We start from the raw sequence: 12,448 nt of genomic DNA on the forward strand, positions 1-12,448 counted from the left end.
CGTCTTACGCTTGGCAGTCCACCGCTTGATGCTGTCGTCCATTGTCACACTCATCGCTACCTTCTCCTTTGTAGCATGAGCAGAGTTTCACTGGGTCGATACACCAGCTCGGGCCTGCTGCGCGCCGTGCCGGTGATCTTGTCAGCGAAGATCCTCTCGGCACCCGCCGCCTTCAAGGCGTCGAGCTGGCCGTCTAGGTTCTGGTCCTCTGTGCTGACGCGGGCGTATCCGATGATCATGCCGCATCGTGCCAAAACCCTCCCAAAACCGCAAAGGTTTTGTCACAGGTTTTTGTCCAGCCTAAGCCCTTGATGCGGAGCAGGGCAGGGGGACCGGGACAGAAACGACCAGTTTTGCCAAGCGCCATCACGCTACTTAGACGCCTTAAGAACGTGATACTAAGTCACCGCTCCACCTGTGGCCCAGTAGCCATAAGGCTCGCGAACTCGTTCCCTAGCGCCTCAATCCTCCGTCGCTTCTCGTCCGAGCTGGCATACTGACCAATCATTCGTACAACCTCATAAATGTCATGTTTGCCCAACTCCTCGCTACGCAAACTATGATGGCGCGCCACCCTCCCCTCTAGATGGCCACCTCGTTTGTGAGCATTCATCTGCAAAATCAAAAGAACAAAGAAGGCGTCGGCTACCGCGGGTAGCCTACGCACAATGCCCCGTGGCTTTGACGCAGCGTATAAGAACACGTCCCACAGCCCTAAAAGAGATTCCTCGGAAATCGGGTTCCAGTTCTTGCGAAGGAAATCTTCCAGCTCGCCAGAAATAGAAAGTGACTCCATTGCCGCAACTATAAACTCCATACCTCCAGCGATATCGCTCTCGTCAAACCGCTCTTCATCCAAAAGACTCCGGCGCGAAGTGGTTACAAATAGCAAATACTGAGTCGCCAATACACAAGCTAGAGAATTAATCTCATAGGGAGCAGCGTCTTCCCCATTGAACATGGCCAGACCCAAGCCGTGAATGGCCATTAGCTCCACCACATTTGATTTGAACATATAAATGAAACACCTAGCCTCACTAATATCCAACCTTGCCCTATCAAGCATATTCGACCGTACGGAGGTCCTCGCTGGCGCCAGCGACCTCCAAACCAACTCAAAGTCTTCTCCATTTACCGGAGAAAGTCTCCGCGCACGGAATCCTGCATAGAAGTTGCCCAGGATATAGATCGCCTTAATGCGATTCACATCACCCGCATTACTGACAATCTTCCCTAGCTCTGAAGACAAGTGATCTGCGACTATCTGACTCTTTGATCTAGAGAACTTCAAAAGCCCATGCATGACCTCGCATGCGTTCTGATAGTTAAACTCACGCAAGGAAAACAACTCATCCAAAACAAAGTTGCACACCTCTAGAACCTTCGCCTCAGGAAGAACCAGATAGTCAAGCGTTCTAACAACAAAATATATATAGTTAAATCTCTGGTCATCGGAGAGCACAGAATGCTCCTCTTTGCCCGGGTTAATCAGAGCTTGAATAGCCTGCAAGGACTTGGGGCTGCTTCTGAATGTCGACGTTTGAAGAGCAAGGTGATTAACTACATCCCACTCAGCAGACACTATCTTCTGATACAAACTTCTCTGTATCAAATCCCTTACGCTTCCTGCCTCCTCCTCAATACGTCTCGCAAAAAAGTACTCCAAGAATGTTCGGTGCGTGAACTTGAACGTATTTGGGCCAACCTCACACATAACCCATGCGCGGCCAGTGATGAAGTCAACGAGAGTTCGCGCCGCTTCGACAGAACGCGTTCTGTCTGAGTACCATTCGGAGAAAAATTTCCTTACTTCCCTTGTGAGCCATTCGGCGCTTACCCCTTCTTCTGCTTCAGCATCGCCAAAAATACGACTGGCGAGGAAGCCAAACAAGTCCAATAAATCGAAATCCTGGGGAAAATCAAACACGATTCCGCGTCTTTGATCCCACTTCTCGAACATCAACATCGAGCACTCTTTATATATTTCCGGCCTATTACTTGGCACATCGCCCTTGAAAATAAATATGTATAGCATCAGACCGAGCATAAGTGGGTTTGTTCGCAGATCGGGAGCGTTTGCTTCCGACTGCACCAGAAACTTACTTGCCTGCTCTTTTGCTGTCGTGGACTTATGCTGCGATACGGCCGACAAGAGATTTACAGAGAATTTCTCAATTTCCGTGTCGTTAAATCTGGAAAGAGTAAACACTCTGAACTCATATGGAAGTGGGGCGTCATTGTATCCAACTATCCTTGAAGTAGCCAATGCAGGGCAGTTCGGATGAACCAGAGAAAATTCCTCAATCTTTGCCGCTATTTCCCTTCTCATTCCAACGTTGAGTATTTCATCCAGCCCGTCAAAAATTATTACCGCTTGACCAACATTAAGAAGAAAGCCGACAAATGCGGCACACTTCCTGTCGTCATTTGCAAAAATAATTCTTAGCTCGTCTACAATGTAGTCCAGAAAATTATAGCTGGGGTTTGATCGCACTCTTTTCTCAAATGCGCGAAGGACGATCCGCAATGGAATTTTCAGGTCGCTGACATCGAAGTGCTTCGCTTTTGGTGCCGCCGCTTCGAGAATTATTTGGTTAGCCAAGTCATAACATAGCAATTGTGTTAGCGTCGTCTTACCGCCACCCGGATCTCCCAATATTACCGCATTGAAGAAGGTGCGCCGAAAACTTAAAAATGGCACTGGCTGACCGCTATCACGATGCGCATCTCGGTGTGGCATCACTGCATCGGATTTGGAATGTACCTCTTCCATTCTAGCTGGCACTACTAGCTTCTTAATGGGAACCTTTCTGGCTCCCTGTGTTGTTTCAACTGTTAGTGTTTTGTTTTGAACCTCAATGTGTCGTGCCACCTTAAGGCGCGTTTCAAACACTTCTTGCGCTGTGAAAATTTCAGACTTATCAAGATTGTTTGCAGAATTTATAATTGCCTCAAGCCGTGATAGAACCTCATCGCCCCTCTTATTTACCACATCAATTATCGACTGCGGCCCCAGCGATGTTGAAAATCGAGCCTTAATAGCTGCGGTCAGGAGTTTGAACAGCTTATCTGCATCAACGCCTTCCATCGAATAGGTATCGAGCAGGCGTTTAAATGGCATGAATAACGGCGCCGGGTCGCGGCCAATCATAACCAATTGCTTTATTGAATCTGGAATCGAGCTGCGCATTAGCTCGTAAAGGAAATTCTGCATCTCATTTGTGTAGGAGCCGAGCTCATGTCCCACATATTTTGTGAGATCGTCGAAGGCAGCCCGTATAACGACGTCGCTGCCCTCTGCGCTTGGTTCTGCACGAGCGACGGACGCCGTCATTGCTCTGCGAACTTTTCGCATATCCGAGAACGCGCGCACCGGTCGCTTTAACCCATCGTATACTACCGAGGTGAGGAACCCAGTTACCACGTCTGCACCCGGAACCATTCGTACCCCCGTTCTTAACTGGCACTCGCCTTTGGCTGTGTTAGTAGAATTTTCTGATAGTCAGTTCACCCTGTCAGGATGATGAGCTTTGTGCAAGTACGACAACTATATGTCGTGATCGGGCGACTTCGAAGTCCAGTATCCGCCACTATCATTACAGTTCCCAGCCGAGATCCCTGTCGCGTTCGCGCTGCCGCTTGCGCTCTTCATTCAGCTCCTGTTCCCGCTCTTTCTGGCGGGCCTTTTCTCGCCCCTGATCTTCCACCCTTGCTTTGCCCAACACGTCGGCAAGCCTGCCGCGTATGTCGCGAGTGCCCTGCCCCGACGCGTGATCATGCTCCTCGCCCTGCAATCCGTGCCAGGCGTTCCTTGATCTCGTCGGGGTTCAGATCCTTCGCCTGCCGCCCTGCGGCGGCGCGCAATGCCGCCAGCCCGGCGCTGACATGGCCCAGCCCCCCTTCCCGGGCTTCTGCCCAGGCATCGCGCGCCAGGTCCAGTCGTTCGCGCATTTCCGCATACATGGCCTTGGCCTGACGCACCGCATGCACCCGCGCGCCCCTCTGGGTCAGCGGCTCGTAGTCGCGGCCCTCGGCCTCGGCCACCAGCTGCGCGCGACGCTCGATGGCATTGGCGGCGGGACCTAACTTCTGCTCCGGCTCGCGGTCCAGTTCCTCGGCCTTTAGCGTGTCGCCAAGCGATAGCGCCTCCTCGCGCTGTACCTCCAATGACCGATGATCGACGCGCTCAACCTGCCCCGCCAGTTCAAGAGCATGGTTTTGCAACTCGGCCCAAACTCCGCGCATGGCCTCGATCTCTGGCCCGCCGGTGCTGACGGAGGCCGACCGATAGGCCGCCGCCGCCGTGGCAGACCGCCCGGCGCTGCGTTTGATTGTCTTGACGGAAAGGTGGTAGCTCGCCATGCGCGCGCCCTACCGATCCGGCGACGGGCAACGGCAGGCAGACTGCCAGACATGCAAACAGGCAGACATGCAAACAGGCAGGCTGTCTGCGGGCCGTCGAGGCAAGCATGCCACCACGCAAACGGGCAGGCATGCAGCCATGCCGACAGGCGGGCAAGCATGCTGCCGGGCATGCGCGGGGCCATCGCCAAGATGGACGACCGTTTGCCGGACAAGCGCAGCACGGCAAACCCGATCCAGCAGTCTGTCCCGCTCTCGGGACAGGCGGATCCGGATCGCCCGCTGTCCCCGACGGCCTCGCGGAACAACCCCGCTCTCGGGGTCAGTTCCAATGAGGGCGACAGGGACAGCGGGGCGCGATCCAACCGCGAAGGTTGCGCTACTTCGCGGACAAGGAGTTCGACGGGCTCTACCCGTCACCGGATGCGCAACCCGCAAACCCCAAATCTGAACCCTGATCGCGCAACACCGATCTCTGATCCCACATCGCCTATCCCCGATCACGGAAGTCACAATGCCAGAAGCCGGTTCCGCCTCCCCTGCCCTCTCGCTCGCCGCCCTCGGTGAGACCGTGGATCTTCTGGGCGTCGTCGTCGCCAGAATGTCGGAGAAGCTGGATCAGCACGGGGAAACCCTAGCGGTGGTCCGGAAGACCGCGCTGGAAAGCCGGGACGCCGCACAGGCGGCTAAGTCCTACACTGATCCGCAGCGCTATGGCCGCCATATCGGCAACGAGATCGACAAGGCCCTGGCCGCGCCTCTCGACCGGCTGGAAGGCCTGCACTTGGCTCTCGCTGCCGATCGGCGGGACGCCAGCCGCACTCTGGACGAGCTGGTCCGGCAGGAAGAGCAAACCCTTCAGCGTCTGCGCGACGATCTGGCAAGCGCGGGACGCCGGAAGAAGCGCACCCCATTCAAAGCCCTTTTAGGGTTCGTCCTGGTGCTCAGCCTGATTATCGCCCTGCCCCGTTTCATGGCAGGCAACGGCACCGCTTGCGCTTTCCTTGGGGGCGAGTGGCTGCGTGGACCTGAGAGCGGGAAAGAGGCCTGCGTGTTCTATGCCGGGTGAGGCGAAGAGTGTTCCAGACGAGAGTTATCCACAAATCTAGGTGTTAAATATGGGTTAGATTCAGAGTTAAGCGCAGAAAATCGCCCACAAGTTACTGAAACATATAAGAGATTCCGAGCGCTGCGTGTGTGAAAGTACGAAAGAACGTGTGTAAAAGTACGAAAGAGCGTGGGCAAAAGTACGAAAGCAGCTTGCGTGTGTGAAAGTACGAATCAGCGTGGATTTCGCGCGCGCCCTGCCCTACTGTGTGTGAAAGTACGAAAGGCTGCCCTGTGTCTGACGACCATATAGTAAACCGTTCCCCTCTCCTGCCTGATCGGTATCCGCAAGGCGATTTCTTCGTGTGCGATATCTTCGACGCTGTGCCGAAAGCTGACATGGCCTCGATGGAACACCCGATCTTCTCTCTCTCGACCAAGCCCGATACGCGGGTCAGAGAATATGAGCACAACGGGATCAAGATCGCGATTAAGCCCTCTGTCGATGGTCTTGCGACGGTCCATGACCGCGATGTCCTGATCTACTGCATCAGCCAGCTGATGACTGCGCTGAATGAGGGGCGCGAGGTTTCCCAGGTTGTCCGGTTTCGTGCGTTTGACATGCTTGTCGCTACGAACCGGAATACGGCGGGCTCCGGGTACTCTCAGCTCAAGGCCGCCCTTGAGCGCTTGGCTGGCACCAGGATCAGCACAAACATCGTGACCGGTGGGAAGGAGATCTTCAGGACATTTGGCCTGATCGAAAGCGCCGAGGTAGTCAGGGAAACCCGCGACGGCCGCATGCAGGAAGTCGAGATCAAGCTATCGGACTGGGTTTTCAATGCGATACGATCAAAGGAAGTCCTCACGTTGCATCGTGATTACTTCCGGCTTCGTAAGCCTTTGGAACGACGCATTTATGAACTCGCACGCAAGCACTGCGGGGCGCAGAAGGAATGGCGGATCAGCCTCGCGCTGCTGCAGAAGAAGTGCGGATCGAACTCCACCCCCCGAGAGTTTCGGCGCTTGGTCATGAACATCGTCCGAGAGGATCGGGAACACGACCACATGCCGGATTATGCAATCTCCTATGACGAGCAGGAGGACATGGTCACATTCTCAAACCGCCAGGGCGTGAAGATGGTTCTGCCTCCTGCGGTGGCGCCGCACCTTGACCCAGATGTCTATGAGACGGCCCGGATGCTCGCTCCTGGCTTCGACGTGTACTATCTGGAACGCGAGTGGCGCAGTTGGCTTCCAGAGACGCCGCGCAACCCGGAAGCCGCATTCTTGGGGTTCTGTCGGAAGTGGGTGCAGAACAGAAAAAATACCGTATAATTTCAAATACCGGATTTTTCTTTATAGAGCGCCCAGGCTTCTTCGATGAGAACGCCCTGCTGTACACCGCGTCGCTTGGCTTCGTTGGCGATCTCCTCTGAGATGTCTGGCATGACCTTGGCGTGTACCTGCCCCGTCCGGGGGCTAGGCTTACGCCCGCGGCGCTTCTGCCCGTCACGAGCAACGAAACCCAACTCTTCCCCTGCCCGCTCGGCTTTCTCGATGGCCTGCGGACTGCGGTCTTTCTCCCGGCTCTTCAGGCGGCCAAGGTCGATGTTGAAGGCTTTTCCATCGGACATTTCAAACTCCCTCCGCCAGCCGCTTGTAAACCGCCTGGGCGAAGAGGGCTGCGTTCTCAATCGCCCCCTCCATGTTTCCTTGCGCGGGCATACTCCGCAGGTTCCCACCGAACTCGAAGAGGGCAGAGAATGCCGCGCGCTCCATGAGCGGCGGGTCGATGAGGTCCACACCCTGAGCTGCCAATGACTCGGCGATGCCGCTGTGTTGTTTGGAGCGGACCGCCTTGGTCATGGTGAAAACCACGGCATGAGGAATCCTTCGGTCCAGGGCTTCCTCCTCCTCGGCGATGAGTTGCAGCGCTCGGACGCCGATCGTGGCGTCCAGGGTAGTTGCCCGCATCGGAGTGATAACGAGATCAGCCTGCGAGATCGCCCGTGAGACAAGCCTGGAAGCAACGCCTTCAAGGTCAACAATCACGATCTGGCCGTCTGTGTCGTGCGCCTTGATCGTCTTGACGATGACGGATTCGGCGACGCTCGAAAGTACATTGATCCGAGCGGGCAGGGGGGCTCGATCAGCCCACAAGGTCAGGGAGTGGTTGGGGTCACAGTCCAGCATGACAACACTCGCCCCAGCATAGGCCAGCTCAGTTCCTAGCAGGATTGCCGCTGTAGACTTCCCGGCGCCGCCCTTCGGTGAAGCGATGACAACAGTAGGCATAGGCACCTCTAATATTATCCGATATTTATAATAACCGGATATTTTGAAAATCCAATAAGAAATACCGTGTACGCTTGACGTATGTCGTCCAGATCATTACCTTCCTGGGGCAAGATGATCCTGAGCTATCGCGACAAGAAGACTGAAGGCTTTGCCAGAGGCGAGTTTGTAAAGGCGTTTCAGGGGTTCGAAGACCAGGCCGCAAAGCGGCTCGCTATCTTGAACGCCGCGCCCTCGCTCGACACGCTGCGGGCTTTGCCGAGTAACCGGCTGGAAGCCTTGCGCGGCGACCGGGCAGGGCAGTTCTCCATTCGCATCAACCAGCAATGGCGCATCTGCTTTGACTGGCCGGAAGGGCAACCAGGACCAGGCAACGTTGAAATCGTGGATTACCACTGACGAAAGGAGGTCAGGCCATGTTCATGAGAGCAGTACATCCCGGCCAGCTCTTGAAGGACGAGCTGGAGGAGCTGGGCATCACGCCCACGGAGTTCTCGCGACAGATCGAGGTGCCACCCAACCGGGTGAGCCAGATCATCGCAGGCAAGCGCTCGATCACCGGCGACACGGCTCTGCGCTTCGGGCACTGGTTCGGTACCGATCCACAGTTCTGGTTGAACCTGCAAGCGCAGTTCGAACTGGCCCAGGCGGACAAGGAGACCGGCGCGATGATCCGGCATTTGCCAACCCGCGCGAGCCTGCCGCTGCAGCCCGAACAGCCGCGCCTTGTGTGAGAGCCTATGACGGCAGACCAGTATCTTCAGAACATCCTTTTTCGTGAATCTGTGGACGTCAGTGCGACGTCCCCTGTACGCGGCATCCAGAGTACCATCAGGCCACTGATCCAATCCTGGGCCGGGCAGCATCTTCGGGGAATCTCACCGAGCGGCTCTTTCGCAAAGGGCACGGCGAACAAGAGTGGGACCGATATCGACCTGTTCATTTCCCTCGCCGAGACGGCGACGGCGTCCCTCGGAGATATCTACAACTCGCTTTTCGAGACATTGAAGGCGGCAGGCGCGGCACCGAAAAAGCAGAATGTTTCGATCAACATTCGCCTGAATGGCTACGATGTTGATCTGGTTCCCGCGCGTCAGCAGAACATGCTTTCGGAAGATCACAGCCTCTTCCGGCGCCGAGCAAACACCTGGACGAAGACAAACGTCGCAACGCACATCGCCTATGTGATGTACGGCGGATGCATCCCGGAAATTCGAATTCTGAAGCTCTGGCGCAATCAGAAGGGGCTCGATTTCCCTTCCTTCTACTTGGAACTCGCAGTGATCTCTGCGCTAAGGGGCCAAGGCGGAACCATCTCACAAAGGGTTTGGAACGCGCTGATCTATATCCGGGACAACTTGGCTACCGCCCGCATGGTGGACCCGGCGAACACCAACAATGTGATCTCGGATGACCTGACAGCCGCTGAGAAGGCGGCCATCGTTGCCGCTGCTCGGACCGCCTTGGGCGCAAAGGACTGGAGCGAAATCGTCCGATGAGCTGGTCACTTCCTGCACTTCTCCAGGGTCTTCACAAAGGCATCCATAGTCGCCTGCACACGGCGCGGGAGGTCGCAGGCCATCCCGTTCTGAAGGGCGACGCCGTCGAGACCGTCTGGCTGGGCATGCTCAGCGATTACCTTCCCGAGCGGTATCGCGCGCGGCGGGCTGTTGTCGTCGATAGCAACGGAGCCTTCAGCCACCAGATCGACATTGTCATCTTCGATCGGCAGTACTCTCCTTTTGTCTTCCACCAGGACGGGCTGGATGTCGTCCCGGCCGAGAGCGTCTACGCAGTGTTCGAGGCCAAGCAAATCATCACCGCTGAGGAAATCACTTATGCCCAGGACAAGGCAGCGAGTGTTCGGGCGCTGTATCGCACCAGCCTGCCCATCCCCCATGCGACGGGCATCGCGGACCCGAAGGTGCCGCATCCTATCCTAGCAGGGCTAGTAACCCTCGAAAGCAGTTGGAAGCCACCGCTCGGTGACTCACTGACAAAGAATCTTGGTGCCCGGCAAGGCGAGCATGCGCTCGACCTCGGCTGTGTGGCTGCTCACGGAATCTATGCCCGCAACGGCGATGGCGGTTACCAAGTCGAAGAGACCGCTATGGCTGCCACAGGCTTCCTTTTTGAACTGATCGCTCGCCTTCAGACGCTCGCGACGGTACCTATGATAGACGTTCGAGCCTATGCTAGGTCGCTCAAGGCATAGAGAGCGGGGCGTTCCCACAACTGCAGCGATCTACCAAGGTAGCGACTCATAGAATTTTTGCACGACGGCGAAGCGCTCGTCGAAATCTCCCAGTTCCTCGATTTCTAGCAGAAGCGTACCCCAATCACGCCTAGCTCGCTCCACAACCTCCGGATCAATGATGGACGTTGCTGCGGGCTCGATCCCACGCGATCTAGCCTTGGCGATCAAAATACGATGAATAGCGGCGCGCGCTTCGGCATCAAATTCATAGCGTCCGATAAGAAAGCTAAGATCGTATACGTCCTGCCGTCGATTACGATTTCTGATTGGCTGTTGAAGTAACGCACGGAACTTCTCCGCCACAACTTCAAGCGGAGAGAACGCTTGAACAGCTACATTGGCCCCACTGAGAACAAGCTCCTGGTAGTCGTAAACTTGATCGCGGAAGCTGATCTCAACTTTAAGAACTCGGGCTGCACGCCTCTCAGCAAGAGCCTGCATTTGACCGGGATCGCCACGTCGTGCCGAGGCGACTCTTACTTCAAGGGCAGGGAAGTCCGCGTCATCGAAGTGCTGCGGCCTTGGGCGTCTTACCAGGCCTTGGACACGACAGACCAAGTCAGGATAGCCCAACTTCTGAGCGGCTTGGGGCATCACCCTATCAAGCTCGGCTGAGAGAAGCTCCGAAAACTCTCCTGGCTCCACACTCGCGCTGAAGTCAACATCACCCGTGCCACGGGGGCTGCTGAAGGCGATTGCCATAAGCGTACCACCCTTGAGTATGAGAGCTTTCTTCAAGTCTGGCGAAAGGCCGATGGCATTGAGAACAACCTCCGTGACTTGTCGATCCCGGTGAAGGGTTGGATTAGCGCGCGCGGCTTCAACCCAGACACGCAAATCCACACCGACTTTGTCGACTACAGTATCACTGGTTATGTCGTCCGAAGAGTGAGATTCCATGTTCTTCAGATGTTGAGAGAGATCATCCATTCATCCGACCAGCGCGGGACATAAGGGGCTTCAGGATCCAGCTTCTGCGATCCCCCACGTTGAGCAAAAGCACGCCATGCCTTTATCCGGTCATCCTCTACGCCCATGAGTTCTGATAGAACGTATCCTGCCCGCACCTTGGCAAGCTTCGTCGGCTGACTATCAACTGCCACTATGATTTCGTCGAGCCAGGCTTCAGCCGATGCTTCCCAAACCTCGATCGCATGCCTGATGCCGCCATGCGCTTCCGGCTCAGCAAGCATAGCGGCGAAGACATGACCAATAGGGGTGGCGCGCGTAAACCCATCTGCCAGCGGGACCGGCACAATCGGATTAGATGTCGTATGCAGATGAATGGTTCGCCGCCGCACAGCGCTCGCAGCCATGGTGACCCGGTTGAGGGGGGAAGCGTTGATCAGAGCAATGTTAGAACCGAGATCGTGGGCCATGCGCTCCTTGCGCATCCGCGACCATACCGAGGTGGATGGCGTCGTAAGGTGCAACGCAAGTGGTGCGCGATCCGTGAGTCCGTAGAGGTGCATCGCCGAAAGATGTGACACATACGCAAATGGATCAACGATACAGCAGGCGTCCTCAGCACTGGCGGATCGCGTACTTTGAACCAACCGCCAAACGCCTGCCTTGAAGTCTTCGTCTGGAACCAGCACATCCTTGCGCTCAAGATTGGATAGTAACTTCCGGCACTTAGATCGATCCCAGACTCGCGGGAACGGCTTGATAGGCAGGCGCTCCACCAAACCTTCTTCAATCATTCTATGCACAAGCACATAAAGGTCATACTCGGTCACAATCGGAACGTCCGCTTTCAAAAGCGCTTCCTTGGTCGCTTCCCAGAGATACATGCTTCACATTGCCCATACGTCCTCAGGACGTATGGGCAATGTGAAGCGATATGTCAAGACCTGCTTGTAAGCGATTGCATCCAAAGATACTACTTGACTACGTCGCCTCGCCATCATATACGTCCTTAGGACGTATATGATGGCGAGGCTATCTGCCAGGCAGAGGCTAGCCTGTCATCAAGAAGCACGGCGAATGGTCTTCACGCTGACACGGAAGAGCTGCGCGATCTCAGGCAGAGGCCGCAGTTCTTGGTCACGCATCCGGCACACCTCAGCCTTCTGGGTGGCAGATAGGGCAGGGGGCCTGCCCCCGACGCGACCACGCTTGCGAGCTGCTTCCAGCCCTTCCCTGGTCCTCTCCGAAATCCGCTCCCGTTCAAATTGGGCGATGGATGCGAAGACATGGAACACCAGCCGCCCGGCGGGCGTGGTGGTGTCGATGTCCTCGGCCAGGGACCGGAAACCCGCGCCCTGCGCCTGGATCGTGTCCACGATGTCGAGCAGGTCGCGTAAGGAACGTGCGAGGCGGTCGTACTTGGTGACGGTGATCACGTCACCCTGGCGCAGCTGATCAAGCAAGCGGTCCAGTGTATCGACCCAGCGGAATCTGCACAGGTTAAGCCGCTAATGCGAATGCCTCAGCGGGGGTTTTCATGTCCAGCGCCTGATGGGGGCGGCGGGTGTTGTAGAA

15 protein-coding genes are annotated in these 12,448 nt (G+C 56.1%); 6 read left to right on the forward strand and 9 right to left on the reverse strand.

Annotated features, from left to right (window positions below; genetic code table 11):
- Positions 1-56 precede the first annotated feature (56 nt).
- The 4 genes from IE126_RS26165 to IE126_RS24845 all read right to left on the reverse strand — a co-directional run bounded on the left by IE126_RS26165 (position 57) and on the right by IE126_RS24845 (position 4,362).
- Complete coding sequence (locus IE126_RS26165; protein ID WP_189382991.1) at positions 57-239, reverse strand: recombinase family protein; 183 nt, start codon at positions 237-239, stop codon at positions 57-59.
- A 164-nt stretch (positions 240-403) separates the two neighbouring features.
- Positions 404-3,334, reverse strand: coding sequence for an NACHT domain-containing protein (locus IE126_RS24835; protein ID WP_189382993.1), 2,931 nt, complete (start codon positions 3,332-3,334; stop codon positions 404-406).
- Between the two features lie 262 nt (positions 3,335-3,596).
- A complete protein-coding gene (locus tag IE126_RS24840; RefSeq protein ID WP_189383018.1) occupies positions 3,597-3,794 on the reverse strand; it encodes a hypothetical protein in 198 nt (65 codons plus the stop codon).
- Positions 3,775-4,362, reverse strand: coding sequence for a MobA/MobL family protein (locus tag IE126_RS24845; RefSeq protein WP_189382995.1), 588 nt, complete (start codon positions 4,360-4,362; stop codon positions 3,775-3,777). The genes IE126_RS24840 and IE126_RS24845 overlap by 20 nt, the downstream gene beginning before the upstream one ends.
- 514 nt (positions 4,363-4,876) lie before the next feature.
- Here IE126_RS24845 and IE126_RS24850 point away from each other — a divergent pair.
- Complete coding sequence (locus tag IE126_RS24850; protein ID WP_189382996.1) at positions 4,877-5,431, forward strand: hypothetical protein; 555 nt, start codon at positions 4,877-4,879, stop codon at positions 5,429-5,431.
- A 341-nt stretch (positions 5,432-5,772) separates the two neighbouring features.
- A complete protein-coding gene (locus IE126_RS24855) occupies positions 5,773-6,747 on the forward strand; it encodes a replication initiator protein A (RefSeq protein ID WP_229825910.1) in 975 nt (324 codons plus the stop codon).
- A gap of 2 nt (positions 6,748-6,749) precedes the next feature.
- Here IE126_RS24855 and IE126_RS24860 read toward each other — a convergent pair whose 3' ends face one another.
- Together IE126_RS24860 and IE126_RS24865 are read right to left on the reverse strand one after the other, a co-directional pair.
- On the reverse strand, positions 6,750-7,046 hold the full coding sequence (locus tag IE126_RS24860) for a chromosome partitioning protein ParB (RefSeq protein WP_189383000.1): 297 nt from the start codon (positions 7,044-7,046) through the stop codon (positions 6,750-6,752).
- A gap of 1 nt (position 7,047) precedes the next feature.
- Positions 7,048-7,707 carry a ParA family protein gene (locus IE126_RS24865; protein WP_189383002.1) on the reverse strand — a complete coding sequence of 220 codons (660 nt, stop codon included), beginning with the start codon at positions 7,705-7,707 and terminating at the stop codon, positions 7,048-7,050.
- Between the two features lie 114 nt (positions 7,708-7,821).
- On the opposite strand from IE126_RS24865, the gene IE126_RS24870 reads away from it, so the two are divergent.
- From IE126_RS24870 to IE126_RS24885, 4 genes are read left to right on the forward strand one after another with little or no spacing between them, the layout of a single operon-like run.
- Entirely contained in the window at positions 7,822-8,106 is a 285-nt protein-coding gene (locus IE126_RS24870) for a type II toxin-antitoxin system RelE/ParE family toxin (RefSeq protein ID WP_189383004.1), read from the forward strand.
- A 17-nt stretch (positions 8,107-8,123) separates the two neighbouring features.
- Positions 8,124-8,441 (forward strand): HigA family addiction module antitoxin, encoded by a 318-nt coding sequence (locus IE126_RS24875; protein WP_189383006.1) that lies wholly within the window; start codon positions 8,124-8,126, stop codon positions 8,439-8,441.
- A 6-nt stretch (positions 8,442-8,447) separates the two neighbouring features.
- Positions 8,448-9,206 (forward strand): nucleotidyltransferase domain-containing protein, encoded by a 759-nt coding sequence (locus IE126_RS24880; protein ID WP_189383008.1) that lies wholly within the window; start codon positions 8,448-8,450, stop codon positions 9,204-9,206.
- A complete protein-coding gene (locus IE126_RS24885; protein ID WP_189383010.1) occupies positions 9,203-9,922 on the forward strand; it encodes a DUF6602 domain-containing protein in 720 nt (239 codons plus the stop codon). The genes IE126_RS24880 and IE126_RS24885 overlap by 4 nt, the downstream gene beginning before the upstream one ends.
- Positions 9,923-9,952: 30 nt before the next feature.
- On the opposite strand, the gene IE126_RS24890 is transcribed toward IE126_RS24885, so the two are convergent.
- From IE126_RS24890 to IE126_RS24900, 3 genes are all read right to left on the reverse strand, one after another.
- Positions 9,953-10,894, reverse strand: coding sequence for a nucleotidyl transferase AbiEii/AbiGii toxin family protein (locus IE126_RS24890; RefSeq protein ID WP_229825911.1), 942 nt, complete (start codon positions 10,892-10,894; stop codon positions 9,953-9,955).
- Positions 10,870-11,757 (reverse strand): hypothetical protein, encoded by an 888-nt coding sequence (locus tag IE126_RS24895; protein ID WP_189383012.1) that lies wholly within the window; start codon positions 11,755-11,757, stop codon positions 10,870-10,872. Before IE126_RS24895 ends, IE126_RS24890 begins: the two co-directional genes overlap by 25 nt.
- Before the next feature lie 177 nt (positions 11,758-11,934).
- Positions 11,935-12,336 carry a recombinase family protein gene (locus IE126_RS24900; RefSeq protein ID WP_229825912.1) on the reverse strand — a complete coding sequence of 134 codons (402 nt, stop codon included), beginning with the start codon at positions 12,334-12,336 and terminating at the stop codon, positions 11,935-11,937.
- Between the last annotated feature and the right edge of the window lie 112 nt (positions 12,337-12,448).

The organism is Gemmobacter nanjingensis (assembly GCF_014652195.1).
In the GTDB taxonomy this organism is placed as follows: Bacteria; Pseudomonadota; Alphaproteobacteria; order Rhodobacterales; family Rhodobacteraceae; genus Gemmobacter; species Gemmobacter caeni.

Excerpts from the sequence above, each read along its gene's own strand:
- IE126_RS24880 (WP_189383008.1), top strand. The coding sequence starts at position 8,448 with ATGACGGCAGACCAGTATCTTCAGAACATCCTTTTTCGTGAATCTGTG.
- IE126_RS26165 (WP_189382991.1), bottom strand. The coding sequence starts at position 239 with ATGATCATCGGATACGCCCGCGTCAGCACAGAGGACCAGAACCTAGAC.
- IE126_RS24875 (WP_189383006.1), top strand. The coding sequence starts at position 8,124 with ATGTTCATGAGAGCAGTACATCCCGGCCAGCTCTTGAAGGACGAGCTG.
- IE126_RS24870 (WP_189383004.1), top strand. The coding sequence starts at position 7,822 with ATGATCCTGAGCTATCGCGACAAGAAGACTGAAGGCTTTGCCAGAGGC.
- IE126_RS24835 (WP_189382993.1), bottom strand. The coding sequence starts at position 3,334 with ATGACGGCGTCCGTCGCTCGTGCAGAACCAAGCGCAGAGGGCAGCGAC.
- IE126_RS24860 (WP_189383000.1), bottom strand. The coding sequence starts at position 7,046 with ATGTCCGATGGAAAAGCCTTCAACATCGACCTTGGCCGCCTGAAGAGC.
- IE126_RS24865 (WP_189383002.1), bottom strand. The coding sequence starts at position 7,707 with ATGCCTACTGTTGTCATCGCTTCACCGAAGGGCGGCGCCGGGAAGTCT.
- IE126_RS24885 (WP_189383010.1), top strand. The coding sequence starts at position 9,203 with ATGAGCTGGTCACTTCCTGCACTTCTCCAGGGTCTTCACAAAGGCATC.
- IE126_RS24895 (WP_189383012.1), bottom strand. The coding sequence starts at position 11,757 with ATGTATCTCTGGGAAGCGACCAAGGAAGCGCTTTTGAAAGCGGACGTT.
- IE126_RS24845 (WP_189382995.1), bottom strand. The coding sequence starts at position 4,362 with ATGGCGAGCTACCACCTTTCCGTCAAGACAATCAAACGCAGCGCCGGG.
- IE126_RS24890 (WP_229825911.1), bottom strand. The coding sequence starts at position 10,894 with ATGGATGATCTCTCTCAACATCTGAAGAACATGGAATCTCACTCTTCG.
- IE126_RS24850 (WP_189382996.1), top strand. The coding sequence starts at position 4,877 with ATGCCAGAAGCCGGTTCCGCCTCCCCTGCCCTCTCGCTCGCCGCCCTC.